Here is a 13,886-nt window from a genome sequence, read left to right as displayed (position 1 = left end):
GCGGCCGCCGTCGAGCGGTCAGGCCTTGACCGGCTCCGGCACCGGGTCGATGACCGCGTCGATGACCTGGTGGGCCCACTGCAGCAGCCCGATCCCGTCGAGGGGCTTGCCGAGCACCCCGCCGATGTGGGGCCGCGGCACCAGGATCGTGTCCACCTGGGGCTTGACGATCGACTTGGGGTACATCCGCTGCAGCCGCACCACCCGCGACTCCGGGAGCGAGACCGGGGCGAAGCGGACGTTCTTGCCCGCGAGCGTCACCTCCCCCACGCCGGCCTTGCGGGCCCGCGCGCGGAAGCGGGCGACGAGCAGCAGCGAGTCGACCTCCTGCGGCGGGTTGCCGTAGCGGTCGACGAGCTCCTCGCGCAGCGTGTCGACGTCGTCGTCGGAGCGCACCTCGGCCAGCCGCTTGTACATCTCCAGGCGAAGGCGCTCGCTGGGGATGTAGTCGTGGGGCAGGTGGGCGTCGACGGGCAGCTCGATGCGGACCTCGTCGAGCTCGGGCTCGCCGTCGCCGCGGAACTCTGAGACCGCCTCGCCGACCAGGCGGACGTAGAGGTCGAAGCCGACGTCGGCGATGTGGCCCGACTGCTCGCCGCCGAGCAGGTTGCCCGCCCCGCGGATCTCGAGGTCCTTCATCGCGATCGCCATGCCGCCGCCGAGGTCGGAGTGCTGGGCAAGCGTCGCGAGCCGCTCGTGGGCGGTCTCGGTCAGCGGCTTCTCGGCGGGGTAGAGGAAGTAGGCGTAGGCCCGCTCGCGGGAGCGGCCGACCCGACCGCGCAGCTGGTGCAGCTGCGAGAGGCCGAGGGTGTCGGCACGCTCGATGATCATCGTGTTGGCGTTGGAGACGTCGAGACCGGACTCGACGAGCGTGGTGCAGACGAGGACGTCGAAGCGCTTCTCCCAGAAGTCGAGCATCACCTGCTCGAGCTGCTTCTCGTTCATCTGGCCGTGCGCGGTCGCGACGCGGGCCTCGGGCACGAGCTCGCGGAGCTTGCCGGCGGCCTTCTCGATCGACTGCACGCGGTTGTGGATGTAGAAGACCTGGCCGTCGCGCAGCAGCTCGCGGCGTACGGCGGCCGTCACCTGGCGGTCCTCGTAGGCGCCGACGTAGGTCAGCACCGGGTGGCGTTCCTCGGGCGGCGTCGTGATCGTCGACATCTCGCGGATGCCGGTGATCGCCATCTCCAGGGTGCGCGGGATCGGCGTCGCCGACATCGACAGCACGTCGACCGAGGTGCGCAGCCGCTTCATCTGCTCCTTGTGCTCGACCCCGAAGCGCTGCTCCTCGTCGACGATGATCAGCCCGAGGTCCTTGACCCGGATGTCGGGGTTGAGCAGGCGGTGGGTGCCCACGACGATGTCGATGCTGCCGTCGGCCAGACCCGCGATGACGGCCTTGGCCTCCTTGTCGCTCTGGAAGCGCGAGAGCGCCTCCAGGCGCACCGGGAAGCCCGACATCCGCTCGGTGAACGTCGAGAGGTGCTGGGTGACCAGCAGCGTGGTCGGCACGAGGACGACGACCTGCTTGCCGTCCTGCACGGCCTTGAACGCCGCACGCACGGCGATCTCGGTCTTGCCGTAGCCGACGTCGCCGCAGATGAGGCGGTCCATGGGGACGGTCTTGCGCATGTCCTGCTTGACCTCCTCGACCGTCGTCAGCTGGTCGGGGGTCTCGACGAACGGGAAGGCGTCCTCGAGCTCGCGCTGCCACGGGGTGTCGGGGCCGAAGGCGTGGCCCTGCGTGGCCTGACGCGCGGCGTAGAGCTTGATCAGCTCGGCGGCGATCTCGCGGACCGCCTTGCGCGCGCGGCCCTTGCGCTTGGCCCAGTCGGCGCCGCCGAGGCGGTCGAGGCCGGGCTGCTCGCCGCCGACGTAGCGGGTGACCTGGTCGAGCGCGTCGGCCGGGACGTAGAGACGGTCGGGCGGGCCGCCGCGCTTGGAGGCGCCGTACTCCAGGACGAGGTACTCGCGGACCGCGCCCTGCACCTCGCGCTGCTTCATCTCGACGAAGCGGCCGACGCCGTGCTGCTCGTGGACGACGTAGTCGCCGGTCTTGAGCTCGAGCGGGTCGATCTGGCGCTTGCGCCGCGCCGGCATCTTGCGCATGTCGCGCGTGGAGGCGGCCTTCTGACCGGAGATGTCCTCGCCGGTGAGCAGCACGAGGCGGTTGGTCTCGTCGACGAACCCGGCCGTCAGGCTGCCGCAGGTCACGGTGACGACGTCGGCGGGCGGGGCGTCCTCGAGGTGGTCGACGAGCCGCGCCGCGATGTCGCGCTCACCGAGGGCCTCGACCGTGCGCTGCGCGGGCCCCTGACCGGGGTGGACGACGACCGTGCGGAACCCGGCCGCCTGCCACTGCGCAACGTCGGCGAAGGCCTTGTCGACGTCACCGCGGTAGGCCTCGGCGGCCTGCATCGGCAGGGTGCGGGTCGGCACGCCGGCGTCGGCCGCGGTGGAGCCCGCGAGGTCGTCGGCGTCGTCGGCGAGGCCGAACGGGCTGACCGTCCACCAGCTCTGCGCCCGGTCGATGGCGTGGCTGCGGACGTCGGCGAGCTCGCGGTAGGACGCGGCGCCGAGGTCGATCGGCGCCTCTCCCCCGCTGGCCGCGGCGGCCCAGCTCGCGCCGAGGAACTCCTCGCTCGTCGCCACCAGGTCGTGCGCGCGCCGGCGCACCCGCTCGGGGTCGAGCACAAGCACGTGGGTCTCGGCGGGCAGCAGGTCGACGAGCAGCTCCATCTCGTCGACGAGGACAGGCGTCAGCGACTCCATCCCCTCGGCGGCGATGCCGGCGGCGATCTTGTCGGTGAGCTCGAGCAGCTGCGGGTGGGCATGGCCGAGCTCACGGGCGCGGCGGCGCACGTCCTCGGTGAGCAGGAGCTCGCGGCACGGCGGCGCCCAGAGCCGGTCGACGGGCTCGTGAGTGCGCTGGTCGGCGACGGAGAACGAGCGGATCTCCTCGACGTCGTCGCCCCAGAACTCCACGCGCAGCGGGTGCTCCTCGGTGGGCGGGAAGACGTCGACGATGCCGCCGCGCACGGCGAACTCGCCGCGCTTCTCGACCAGGTCGACGCGGGAGTACGCCGCGTCCGCGAGCCGCTGGACGACCTCGTCGAGGCCCGCGGTCTGACCGGGCACCAGCGCGACCGGCTCGAGGTCGCCGAGCCCCTTGACCTGGGGCTGCAGGACCGAGCGCACCGGCGCGACGACGACCTGCAGCGGCCCGTGGGCGCCCTCGGCGTCGGGGTGGGACAGCCGGCGCAGCACCGCGAGACGGCGACCGACGGTGTCGCTGCGCGGGCTGAGCCGCTCGTGCGGCAGCGTCTCCCAGCTCGGGAACAGCGCCACGGCGTCCTCGTCGAGCAGCGAGCCGAGCTCGCTCACCAGGTCCTCGGCCTCGCGGGCCGTGGCGGTGACCGCGAGCACCGTGCGCCCGGCGCGGACCAGGCCGTCGACGACGAAGGGTCGCAGCGCGGCCGGCCCGGTCAGGTCGAGCGCCCGCAGCGCGCCCGCGCGGGCGTCGGCGATCGTCTCGTCGAGGGTCGGGTCGGCCAGGACGGCGTCAGCCAGTCCGTAAAGGGTCACAGCAGGGCTCCAGGCAGGGTGGTGCAAGCGGCTCGCGAGCGGGAGGCCGGGGTCTCGACGACGCTCGCTGGAGCTCGCTGCTCGACCACCGGTGGTCGTGCCTCCCAGTCTAGGAGCCCGCTCCGACAGCCTCGATCTCGCCGAGCGAGCGCAGGATGCAGCACTGGTTGCCCTCGGGGTCGGCGAAGACGACCCACCCGGTGCCGGGGCCGTACTTCCCGCGCAGGTCGGCGACCTCCGTGGCGCCGTACGCCCGCAGCCGCTCGACCTCCTCGTCGCGGGTGCCCTGGCGCGGGCGCAGGTCGAGGTGGATGCGCGGCTTGCCGGGCGTCGGGTCGGGCACCTCGATGAACAGCAGCTCGTGGCCGGTCTCGGGGTCGCGGATCGCGCACTCGGTGTGACCGGGCAGGTTGGGGTCGTCGTCGAGGTCGACGTAGCCCAGGACCGGCTTCCACCACTCCGACAGTGCGTACGCGTTGCGGCAGTCGATGGTGGTGTGGGAGACGAAGGAGGCCATGACCCCCAGCGTCTCAGTCGGTGCCGTGCTCCGCCAGGTAGGCGAGGATGCGCTCGCTGAGCTCGGGCCGGCACACGACCAGGTCGGGGAGGTAGACGTCGTCCTGGTTGTAGACCAGCGGCGAGCCGTCGACGCGGGAGGTGAAGAGTCCGGCCGCGCGGGCGACGGCGACGGGAGCCGCGGAGTCCCACTCGTACTGCCCGCCCGCGTGGACGTAGGCGTCGGTGAGGTCGCGGACGACCGAGATCACCTTGGCGCCGGCCGAGCCCATCGCGACCGTCTCGCCGCCGAGCACGGCGACCAGGCCGTCGGTGAACGCCGGCGGGCGGCTGCGCGAGACCGCGATGCGCGGGCGCTCCGCGGTGCTGGGGGGTACGACGGGAGGCTCGGCCGTCGAGAAGACCTGGCCGAGCCCGGGCTGGGCGACCGCTCCGGCGACGAGCTCGCCGCGCTCCCAGAGCGCGACGTGCACGGCCCAGTCGTCGCGGGGCGGCTCGGAGAACTCCCGGGTGCCGTCGAGCGGGTCGACGATCCAGACGCGGTCGCGCTCGAGGCGGACCTTGTCGTCCTTGCCCTCCTCCGACAGCACGGCGTCGTCGGGCCGGTGCCGCTCGAGCAGCTCCATGAGCAGCTCGTGGGCGGCCCGGTCGCCGGCGTCCTTGAGCTCGCGGCCCTCGAGCCCCTCCTGCCGCACCTCGAGCAGGCGGTGGCCGGCGGTCTCGGCCAGCCACGCGGCGAGCACGTGGTCGTCGGCGTCGGCGGGCGGGGTCGGCTGCACGTCGGAGGTCACGGGCTCACCCTAGGGCGTGGCTCTTCAACCCCCGTGGGAGCAGGCGTGGGGTCGCGCGGAGCTGGCAAGGCGGAGGAGCCCGCCGTGGCGGCGCCACGGCGGGCGACGACAACGCCGCCAGGTCCGATGCGGCGCCGCGCGGGCGACCGCGCGGGTTGAAAGCCACGCCCGAGGAGGCCCCGCGGTCAGCTGTTGAACCGCTGCTGGGTGCGCTCGAGGCCCTCGGTGATGAGGGTCTCGACGGCGTCGGCGGCGGTGTCGACCTGGAAGGGCAGCACCTTGCGCTCGGCGGTCGAGTAGTTGGACAGCACGAAGTCGGCCGGGTCCTGGCGCCCGGGCGGGCGGCCGATGCCGACCCGGACCCGGTAGAAGTCGCCGGTGCCGAGCGAGCTGCGGATCGACTTCAGCCCGTTGTGGCCGTTGTCGCCGCCGCCGAGCTTGACCCGCATCGTGTCGAAGGCGATGTCGAGCTCGTCGTGCACGGCCACGACGTGGTCGGGGGCGATCTTGTAGAAGGTCGCCAGCGCCTTGGTCGGCCCGCCGACCTCGTTCATGTAGCAACGAGGCCGGGCGAGCACGACCCGGGGGCCCGGGGTGCCGGGCACCCCGAGCCTGCCCTCGACGACCTCGGCCCGCCCCTGCTTGTGGGCACGGAACGGCGAGCCGAGGCGTCGTGACAGCTCGTCGGTCACGAGGTAGCCGACGTTGTGCCGGTGGCCGGCGTACGTCGGGCCCGGGTTGCCGAGCCCGACGACGAGCCAGAGAGCGTCGTCGCTCACTCCTCGGTGGAGTCGCCCTCGGCGGACTCGCCCTCGGCGTCGCCCTCAGCCGCCTCGGCCTCGGCCTGCTCGGCCTCCTCCTCGTCGGAGAGCTCGCGCTCGATGCCGGCCTCGGCCTCGGCCTCCTCCAGCTCGGCCTCGAGGGCCTCGGCGGAGATCTGCTCGGTGACGTTGACGATCAGCGTCTCCGGGTCGTCGAGCAGCTCGGCACCCGCGGGCACGTCGAGCTGGCTGGCGAGGATCTGGGTGCCGGCGGGCAGGCCCTCGACCGAGACGACGATGGCCTCGGGGATGTCGGTGGCGGCGACCTCGAGCTGGACGGTGGCGTTCTCGGTGACGACCAGCGTCTCGGGGCCGGCCTCGCCCTCGACGGTCACGGGGACGTCGACGGTGACCTTCTCGCCACGGCGGACTGCGACGAAGTCGACGTGCTCGATGACGCGGCGGATCGGGTCGACCTGGATGGCCTTGGTCAGCGCGAGCTGGGTCTGGCCGTCGATCTGCAGGTCGAGCAGGGCGTTGGCGCCGCCGTGCTTGAGGGCCATCATCGTGGCGTGGCCGGGCAGGGTCACGTGGACGGGGTCGTTGCCGTGGCCGTAGATGACGGCGGGGATCTTGTCGGCGCGGCGGATGCGGCGGGCGGCGCCCTTGCCGAACTCGGTGCGCGGCTCGGCGGTGATCTTCTCGTTGGCCATGGTGGCGGGTGCTCCTCGGGATGACGTCGATCGGTCGGGCCTCGACACGTGACGACGTGGAGGCGCGGGACCGCGGGGCCAAGCACCTGCCCTGTCGATCACGGAGTCCAGGGACTCCCTCGCCGAGGCAACCGCACCAGTCTAGGACCGCGGCTCTGCCAGCAACGAATCACTGGGGGTCAGTGCTGACCGGAGCAGCGCTCCTCGGTGAGGTTCTCCCGCGCCCACGCGGCGAGCACGTCGAGTGCCGGCCGCAGGGCGGCGCCGGCGTCGGTGAGCGTGTAGGAGACCGAGAGCGGCGGGCCGTCGTCGACCGTCCGGGCGACCAGGCCGGCCCGGGAGAGCTCGGCGAGGCGGTCGGAGAGCATCGAGTCGCTGATGCCGAGCCCGCGCTTGAGCTCCGCGAAGCCCGCGGGGCCGGCGCCGAGCGAGGCGAGCAGCATGCCGTTCCACCGCTTGCCGAGGAAGGAGAAGGCACGGGTCAGCGCCGCGTCGCACACGCGCTCCGACCGGTCCACCTCGCTCATGTGACCCACCCTACCGGCACTCCGGTCTTGACGGTAACTCCTGATTTAGTAGTAGCCTTGAGATCGCAAGCCACCCTCAGACCAGGAGCACCCATGACCACCTTCGCATCCGAGACGCTCGACGACACGGCGCGCTCGCTGCTGTTCACCGAGGCCCGCACCGCCAACTCCTTCTCCGACGAGCCGGTCACCGACGAGGAGCTGCGCGGCATCTGGGACCTCGCGCGCTTCGCGCCCACCATGGCCAACAGCCAGCCCCTGCGCGTGCTGTTCGTGCGCACCCCCGAGGGCAAGGAGCGCCTGCTGCCCCACATGGCCGAGGGCAACCGCGCCAAGACCGAGTCGGCCCCCGTCGTCGCCGTGCTGGCCTACGACACGGAGTTCCACGAGCACTTCCCGACCGTCTTCCCGGCCCGTGGCGAGATGATGAAGGACAACTTCGGCTCCATGCCCGCCGAGGCACGTGCCGACGTCGCGAAGTACAGCGCCGCGCTCGGCGCCGGCGTCTTCTTCCTGGCCGCCCGCGCCCACGGCCTCGCCGTCGGCCCCATGGGCGGCTTCGACGCCGCCGGCATCGACGAGGAGTTCTTCGCCGGCACCACCTGGAAGACCCACCTGGTCGTCAACCTCGGCCACCCCGGCGAGAACCCGTGGTTCGACCGCCTGCCCCGCGTCGCCACCGACGACGCGCTCGCCTGGGCCTGACGCACCGGCGCGGGCACCTACCCTGAGGGGCGTGCCCCGCGCCCTGACCGCCCTCGGCCTCGCCCTCACCGCGCTGGTCAGCCTCGGCTGCCAGGCGGCGGGCGGGGCCGACCGGTCGACGTACGACGCACCCGCGGCGGCCTCGGCACCCGCGGCGGCCTCGGCACCCGCGGCGGCCCCGGCACCCGCGGCGGCCCCGGCGGCCCCGGCGGCCCCGGCAGCGACCGAGCCGCCACCGTGGCTGGGCACCCGCCCCCTCCCGCTGCGGCCCGACGGGTTCGGCGAGGTGCGCCCGACCCCGCGGGCGCTCGATCCCCGCGAGTTCACGCTCCCCGACACCGTGCGCCCGCTGCCCGGGCGGGGCTTCCAGGCACGGGTGCGCCGCGCGCCCGCGGCCGTGCTCGCCCGCTCGACGTGGCAGCCCGGCTGCCCGGTAGCCGCGGCCGACCTCGCCTGGGTGCGGCTCAGCTTCTGGGGCTTCGACGACCGACGCCACACCGGCGAGCTGCTGGTCGCCCGCAGTGTCGCCGGCGACCTGGTCTCGGTCTTCCGCTCGCTCTACCGCCAGCGGTTCCCGATGGAGCGGCTGCGGATCACGCCGCTCGCCGAGCTCGACGCCGCTCCGACCGGCGACGGCAACGACACCGGTGCCTTCGTGTGCCGGCCCACCACGGGGCAGTCGAGCGGGTTCAGCCAGCACGCCTACGGTCTGGCGATCGACCTCGACCCGTTCCAGAACCCCTACCTCAAGGCCAGCCCCTACGGCGACGTCGTGCTGCCCGAGCTCGCCTCGACCTACCTCGACCGGGGCGACCAGCGCCCGGGCATGGTCACCCCCGCCGTAGTGGCGGCGTTCGCCCGGATCGGCTGGGAGTGGGGCGGGGACTGGCGCTCCTTGAAGGACTACCAGCACTTCAGCCAGAACGGCCGCTGAGCCCCTCCCGCAGCACCGCCGCCACCTCCGCGTGGCCGCCGTGCCCGGCCCACTGCTCGGGCGTGGCGTCGAAGCGCGCGTCGCGCACCGTCGGGTCGGCGCCGAGGTCGAGCAGCAGCCGCACCGTCGCGAGGTCGCCGCGACCGGCCGCAGAGTGCAGCCCGGTCTCGCACTCCTCGTCCGAGGGCACGTCGGTGCGTGCTCGGCGGTCGACGCTCCACCCGAGCTGCGCCGCGCGGCGTACGCCGGCCCGGTCGCCGCGCGCGGCCGCCCACGCCACGAGACCCGGGCGAGCCCGGATCGCGGCCGCCACCTCCGTCTCGGCCACCGGCTCGCCCGCGAGCACCGCGGCGACCACGGACGTGCTGCTGCTGGTGGCGCCGAGCCGGTGCAGCAGCGCCGCCGTGGCCGGGTGCCCGGCCTCGGCGGCCGCGAGCGGAGCGGCCCGCCGCGGCACGCCGTAGACCCCGCCGACCTCGGTGTCGGGGTCGACGCCGTGCGCCACCAGCAGCTCGGCCCGCGCGTCCATGCCGTGCACGACCGCCCAGCCCAGCTGCTGGCGCAGCAGCTCGGGGTCGGCGAGGCCGTGGGCGAGGAGCAGCCGCAGATGGGAGTCGTCGGGCCCGAACATCCGGTTGTAGAGCACCTGCCCGTCGTTCGGGTCCGCCCCGGCCTCGAGCAGCGCCCGGGCGAGCACCTCGGCCCGCGGGTGCGGCGGCTGGTCGCCCTCCCCGCCACCGAACGCCCCCGTCAGCGCGGTGAACGGCGGCTCCGCCCCGTCCCACCAGAAGCGCGCGTCGGGGTCGGCACCTGCCTCGAGCAGCGCCTCGACCGCAGCGCGGACCGCCTCGGCGCTCACGGCCGGGTCGTGACGGGCGTAGGCCAGGTAGAGCACTGGCGCCCAGCCGAACGGGCCGCCCTCGGCGCCGGAGAGGTCGCGGTCGGCGGCGAGCAGACGTCGGAGGGCGGGTGCGTCGCACCGGGCGGCCGCGACGTGGACGTCGTCCGCCGTCTCGGGCGGCAGCACCATCGCTGCAGCGCGGAGGGGACGGCCCGGGGCGTCGTCGCCCCAGGTCAGGCAGGCCAGCCGCAGGAACTCGTCGGCCGGGCGCTCCTGCGGCCCGACCAGGTCGGGACGCGACCTGCTGCGCACGACTCGAGCCTACGTCCGCAACTGGCGTGGTTTCGAGACAGGACTTCGTCCTTCCTCAACCACCGTGCCGGTGGTTGAGGAGGCCGGCTACGGCCGTCTCGAAACCACTCGCTCACCCGGCGGTTGAGGAGGCCGGCTACGGCCGTCTCGAAACCACTCGCTCACCCGGTGGTTGAGGAGGCCGGCTACGGCCGTCTCGAAACCACTCGCCGTAGCTCAGGCGTGCCCGTCGAACATCGAGGTGACCGACCCGTCCTCGAAGACCTCGCGGATGGCGCGGCCGACGAGCGGGGCGATCGAGAGCTGGGTGAGCTTGTCGAACTGCTGCTCGGGGGTGAGCGGCAGCGTGTTGGTGACGACGACCTCGTCGACCTGGCAGTTCTTGAGGCGGTCGACGGCGGGGTCGGAGAGGATCGCGTGGGTCGCGGCGATGACGACGCCCGAGGCGCCGTCGGCGAGCAGCGCATCGGCGGCCTTGGTGATGGTGCCGGCGGTGTCGATCATGTCGTCGACCAGGACGCACAAACGGCCCTTGACGTCGCCGACCACGCGGTTGGCGACGGTCTCGTTGGGCCGGTCGATGTTGCGGGTCTTGTGGATGAAGGCGAGGGGTACGCCGCCGAGGCGGGCGGACCAGCGCTCGGCGACCTTGATCCGGCCCGCGTCGGGCGAGACGACGGCGAGCTGCTGGTCGCCGTACTTCGCCTTGACGTGGTCGGCGAGGATCGGCAGCGCCATCAGGTGGTCGACCGGGCCGTCGAAGAAGCCCTGGATCTGGTCGGCGTGCAGGTCGACGGTGATCAGGCGGTCGGCGCCGGCGGTCTTGAACAGGTCGGCCATCAGCCGCGCCGAGATCGGCTCGCGGCCGCGGTGCTTCTTGTCCTGGCGGCCGTAGCCGTAGAACGGCATGACGACGGTGATCCGCTTGGCACTCGCCCGCTTGAGGGCGTCGACCATGATCAGGTGCTCCATGATCCACTCGTTGATCGGAGCGGTGTGGCTCTGGATCACGAACGCGTCGCAGCCGCGTACGGACTCCTCGAAGCGCACGTAGATCTCGGAGTTGGCGAACTCGTAGGCCGCCTGAGGCACCAGATCGGTGCCCAGCAGGTCGGCGACCTCGGCGGCGAGCGCGGGGTGGGCCCGCCCGCTGAACACCATGAGGTTCTTCTCGGTGGTCCTCTTCATCCCGGTCACCGTGACTGCTCCTCGCCGTCGCCGCCGTGCTCCTCGGACGGCGCTTCCGCCTGCGCGCCGTCCGCGGACGAGTCTCGCACGCCGGGGCGCTCGACGGGCAGGGCGGCTGCGGCGGCGGACGCCTGCGCGGTGCCGGCGCGGCGCGAGAGCACCCACTCGGCGAGGTTGCGCTGGGGCGCGCTGCTGACGGCGAGAGCGCCCGGCGGCACGTCGCGGCGTACGACGGTCCCGCCGGCGGTGCTCGCGCCGTCGCCGATCGCCACCGGCGCCACGAAGGTGTTGTTGCTGCCGGTGCGGGCGTGGCGGCCGACCGTCGTGCGGTGCTTGGCGACCCCGTCGTAGTTGGCGAAGATCGTGCCGGCGCCGATGTTGGTGCCCTCGCCGATCTCGGCGTCGCCGACGTAGGACAGGTGCGGCACCTTGGCCCCCGCCCCGATGTCGGCGTTCTTGGTCTCGACGAAGGCGCCGATCTTGCCGTCGGCCCCGAGCACGGTGCCCGGGCGCAGATAGCTGAACGGTCCGACGTTCGCGCCGGCGCCGATGACGGCGAGCTGGGCGTGGGTGCGCACGACGCGGGCGCCCGCGCCGACCTCGCAGTCCTGGAGGGTGGAGTCGGGACCGACGACGGCGTCCTCTCCGACGACCGTGGCACCGAGGAGCTGGACCCCCGGCAGCAGGGTCACGTCGGGGTGCAGCACCGCGTCGGCGTCGACCCAGGTGGTGTCGGGGTCCATCACGCTCACCCCGGAGCGCATCCAGCGCTCGACGATGCGGCGGTTCATCTCGCGGCCCATGGCGGCCAGCTGCACGCGGTCGTTGACCCCTTCGGTCTGTGCGACGTCGTCGATGACGTGGGCGCCGACGTGCAGCCCGGCCTCGCGGGCCAGGTGGACGGTGTCGGTGAGGTAGTACTCGCCGTTCGCGTTGTCGTCGGAGAGCCGCGGCAGCGCCTCGGCGAGGAACGCCGCGTCGAAGGCGAGGATGCCGGAGTTGATCTCGCGGATGTCCCGCTGCTCCGGCGTCGCGTCCTTCTCCTCGACGATCGCCTCGACGTCGCCGACCGCGTCGCGCACGATCCGTCCGTAGCCGGTCGGTCGCTCGACGACCCCGCTCAGGATGCTGACGGCGCGCTGGGCGGCCTCGTGCTCCTCGGCGAAGCGGGCCAGGCTCTCGCTCTGCAGGAGCGGGGTGTCGGCGTACGCCACCAGGACGGTGCCGCTCGGCTCCTCCCCCGCCAGCGCCTCCATCGCGACCCGGACGGCGTGGCCGGTGCCGCGCTGCTCCTCCTGCACCGCCAGCACGACGCCCGGCAGCAGGGCCTCGACGTGGGGCGCGACCTGCTCGCGCTGGTGGCCGACGACCGTCACGACCCGGCGGGGCTGGACCCCCTGCACCGCGGCGAGCACGTGGCCCACCATCGACCGGCCCGCCACCGGGTGGAGGACCTTCATCGTCTTGCTCTTCATCCGCGTGCCGCCTCCGGCGGCCAGGACGATGACGGTCAGGTCGGTCTGCCGGGGGTCGCGCACCGGGTCACCCTAGGCCGTGCGCGTGACGTGATCGAGACGTGCAGGTCAGCGACGAGTAGCGGGCCCGGCGGTCGACTACGGTCGCCCCGTGCCCCGCCGCTCCACCGCCGAGCAGACCCGGGCCGCGCTGGTCGCGGCGGCGGTCGCCGAGCTGCTCGCCCTCGACGTGCCCGGTCTGCTCCGGGCCGTCGGCACCCGCACGATCGCCGCGCGAGCCGGGGTGAGCGCGGCGACGCTGTTCCACCACTACGGCACCACCGAGTCCCTCGCGAGGGCGGTCCTCGACCGGGTCTACGACCCGGCGCGACCGTCGTCGTCGGACCGCGAGATCGGCCCGGGCGTCACCGAGATCCGCGGCTCCGCGCTGCCGACGGCGACCGCGCTGGAGTTCCACGCCGGCGAGTTCGACCGGATCACCTCCGACGCCGAGCACCCCCTGCGCATCGGGCTGTGGGCGCTGGGCGGCGAGGCCGGGCGGGCGGCGTACGGCGACTACCTGCGTCAGCGCGACGCACCGCTGCACGACTTCGCCCACCGGCTCTACGACAGCTGGGGTCGCGAGCTCAGACCGCCGCTGTCGATGGCGGCGTTCGGCGCGACCCACGCGGCCCTGCTCAACGGCACCGCGATCCGCGCGTCCGTCGACACGGCACTCGACCGCGAGGTGTTCGCCCGCAGTGCCGCGTCCCTCAGCCTGGTGATGCTGCGGATGAAGGGCGAACGACGCGACCTCGACGACCGGCTCGCCGAGATCAACTACTTCCCGCTCCCCGACCGTGGCAGCCGCCACCAGGGCAGCACCCGCGCGCAGCCGCGGCGCGACGCGGTCGTCGCGAGCGCGCGGACGACGTTCTGGGAACGCGGGTACGCCGACGCCACGATGGCCGAGATCGCCCGCACCGCCGACGTCGCCACCAGCACTCTGCACGCACTGTTCAACGGCAAGGCTGACCTCGCCGTCCACTGCCTGCTCGCCGAGGCGCGCGCCCACCTCGACCCCCGTCCGACGCCGTGGCGCGAGCGGCTCGACGACGTCGTCGGGCTGCTCGCCCGCTGCGCCCACCTCACCGAGCCCTACGCCGCCGAGCTCGTGGCCGGCGGCCGCGAGCGCCCCGACGACACGGTGCTAGAGGAGGTCCGGTCCGCCCTGCGTGACGGCGTCGCGACGGGCGAGCTGGCCGACGACGTCGACCTGGACGACCTCGCCCACACCGTGCTGACCGTCGTGCTCGCGCGGCTGCTGTCGCGACCCGCCGACGGAGCCGGGGGCGCCTCGACCTGGCTGCGACGCACCGTCCTCGCGGGGGTGCAGCTCCCCGGGTAGGAGTCGAACCTACGTCGCTAGTCCTGATTCAAAGTCAGGCGGGCCCTGCCGGCAGACCAACCGGGGATAGGTGCCCAAGGTTAGGGCCCGCCTCGCGGGGCGGCACCCACAGGCCCGGCAGACCAACCGGGGACAGGTGCCCAAGGTCAGG

12 protein-coding genes and 1 tRNA gene are annotated in these 13,886 nt (G+C 73.5%); 3 read left to right on the top strand and 10 right to left on the bottom strand.

From position 1 onward, the window contains the following. Positions 1–18: 18 nt before the first annotated feature. The 6 genes from mfd to GRQ65_RS12235 all read right to left on the bottom strand — a co-directional run bounded on the left by mfd (position 19) and on the right by GRQ65_RS12235 (position 6,893). Complete coding sequence (mfd, locus tag GRQ65_RS12260; protein ID WP_160878270.1) at positions 19–3,585, bottom strand: transcription-repair coupling factor; 3,567 nt, start codon at positions 3,583–3,585, stop codon at positions 19–21. Between the two features lie 109 nt (positions 3,586–3,694). Beyond that, on the bottom strand, positions 3,695–4,102 hold the full coding sequence (locus GRQ65_RS12255; RefSeq protein WP_160878269.1) for a VOC family protein: 408 nt from the start codon (positions 4,100–4,102) through the stop codon (positions 3,695–3,697). Between the two features lie 13 nt (positions 4,103–4,115). Next, entirely contained in the window at positions 4,116–4,892 is a 777-nt protein-coding gene (locus GRQ65_RS12250; RefSeq protein ID WP_337191685.1) for a 3'(2'),5'-bisphosphate nucleotidase CysQ, read from the bottom strand. A gap of 185 nt (positions 4,893–5,077) precedes the next feature. Next, the gene (gene pth / locus GRQ65_RS12245; protein WP_160878268.1) at positions 5,078–5,671 is read right to left on the bottom strand and encodes an aminoacyl-tRNA hydrolase; all 594 of its coding nucleotides are present in this window, start codon (positions 5,669–5,671) and stop codon (positions 5,078–5,080) included. After that, on the bottom strand, positions 5,668–6,366 hold the full coding sequence (locus tag GRQ65_RS12240; protein WP_160878267.1) for a 50S ribosomal protein L25/general stress protein Ctc: 699 nt from the start codon (positions 6,364–6,366) through the stop codon (positions 5,668–5,670). Before GRQ65_RS12240 ends, pth begins: the two co-directional genes overlap by 4 nt. 179 nt (positions 6,367–6,545) lie before the next feature. Then, entirely contained in the window at positions 6,546–6,893 is a 348-nt protein-coding gene (locus GRQ65_RS12235; RefSeq protein ID WP_160878266.1) for a winged helix-turn-helix transcriptional regulator, read from the bottom strand. A gap of 93 nt (positions 6,894–6,986) precedes the next feature. On the opposite strand from GRQ65_RS12235, the gene GRQ65_RS12230 reads away from it, so the two are divergent. Both GRQ65_RS12230 and GRQ65_RS12225 read left to right on the top strand, forming a co-directional pair. Further along, positions 6,987–7,598, top strand: a complete 612-nt coding sequence (locus GRQ65_RS12230) for a malonic semialdehyde reductase (RefSeq protein WP_160878265.1) — start codon at positions 6,987–6,989, stop codon at positions 7,596–7,598. 31 nt (positions 7,599–7,629) lie between these two features. Then, positions 7,630–8,532 (top strand): M15 family metallopeptidase, encoded by a 903-nt coding sequence (locus tag GRQ65_RS12225; RefSeq protein WP_337191684.1) that lies wholly within the window; start codon positions 7,630–7,632, stop codon positions 8,530–8,532. Here GRQ65_RS12225 and GRQ65_RS12220 read toward each other — a convergent pair. The 3 genes from GRQ65_RS12220 to glmU all read right to left on the bottom strand — a co-directional run bounded on the left by GRQ65_RS12220 (position 8,513) and on the right by glmU (position 12,411). Beyond that, a complete protein-coding gene (locus GRQ65_RS12220; protein ID WP_160878264.1) occupies positions 8,513–9,685 on the bottom strand; it encodes an ankyrin repeat domain-containing protein in 1,173 nt (390 codons plus the stop codon). The genes GRQ65_RS12225 and GRQ65_RS12220 overlap by 20 nt on opposite strands. Before the next feature lie 216 nt (positions 9,686–9,901). Beyond that, positions 9,902–10,882 (bottom strand): ribose-phosphate diphosphokinase, encoded by a 981-nt coding sequence (locus GRQ65_RS12215; RefSeq protein WP_439331862.1) that lies wholly within the window; start codon positions 10,880–10,882, stop codon positions 9,902–9,904. Continuing rightward, positions 10,879–12,411, bottom strand: coding sequence for a bifunctional UDP-N-acetylglucosamine diphosphorylase/glucosamine-1-phosphate N-acetyltransferase GlmU (gene glmU, locus GRQ65_RS12210; protein ID WP_337191683.1), 1,533 nt, complete (start codon positions 12,409–12,411; stop codon positions 10,879–10,881). The genes GRQ65_RS12215 and glmU overlap by 4 nt, the downstream gene beginning before the upstream one ends. 88 nt (positions 12,412–12,499) lie before the next feature. Between glmU and GRQ65_RS23430 the strand changes: the two genes are divergently transcribed. Continuing rightward, entirely contained in the window at positions 12,500–13,735 is a 1,236-nt protein-coding gene (locus GRQ65_RS23430) for a TetR family transcriptional regulator (protein WP_160878262.1), read from the top strand. Here the strand turns inward: GRQ65_RS23430 and GRQ65_RS12200 are convergent. Continuing rightward, positions 13,724–13,802, bottom strand: a tRNA-Gln gene (locus tag GRQ65_RS12200). The two genes, GRQ65_RS23430 and GRQ65_RS12200, sit on opposite strands and share 12 nt — an antisense overlap. Between the last annotated feature and the right edge of the window lie 84 nt (positions 13,803–13,886).

It is taken from the genome of Nocardioides flavescens (genome assembly GCF_009823805.1).
Lineage (GTDB): Bacteria > Actinomycetota > Actinomycetes > Propionibacteriales > Nocardioidaceae > Nocardioides > Nocardioides flavescens.
The sequence above is the reverse complement of the archived record's forward strand: the minus strand, read 5'-3'. Positions and strand labels throughout refer to the sequence as shown.

Excerpts from the sequence above, each read along its gene's own strand:
- GRQ65_RS12255 (WP_160878269.1), bottom strand. The coding sequence starts at position 4,102 with ATGGCCTCCTTCGTCTCCCACACCACCATCGACTGCCGCAACGCGTAC.
- GRQ65_RS12240 (WP_160878267.1), bottom strand. The coding sequence starts at position 6,366 with ATGGCCAACGAGAAGATCACCGCCGAGCCGCGCACCGAGTTCGGCAAG.
- GRQ65_RS12235 (WP_160878266.1), bottom strand. The coding sequence starts at position 6,893 with ATGAGCGAGGTGGACCGGTCGGAGCGCGTGTGCGACGCGGCGCTGACC.
- GRQ65_RS12230 (WP_160878265.1), top strand. The coding sequence starts at position 6,987 with ATGACCACCTTCGCATCCGAGACGCTCGACGACACGGCGCGCTCGCTG.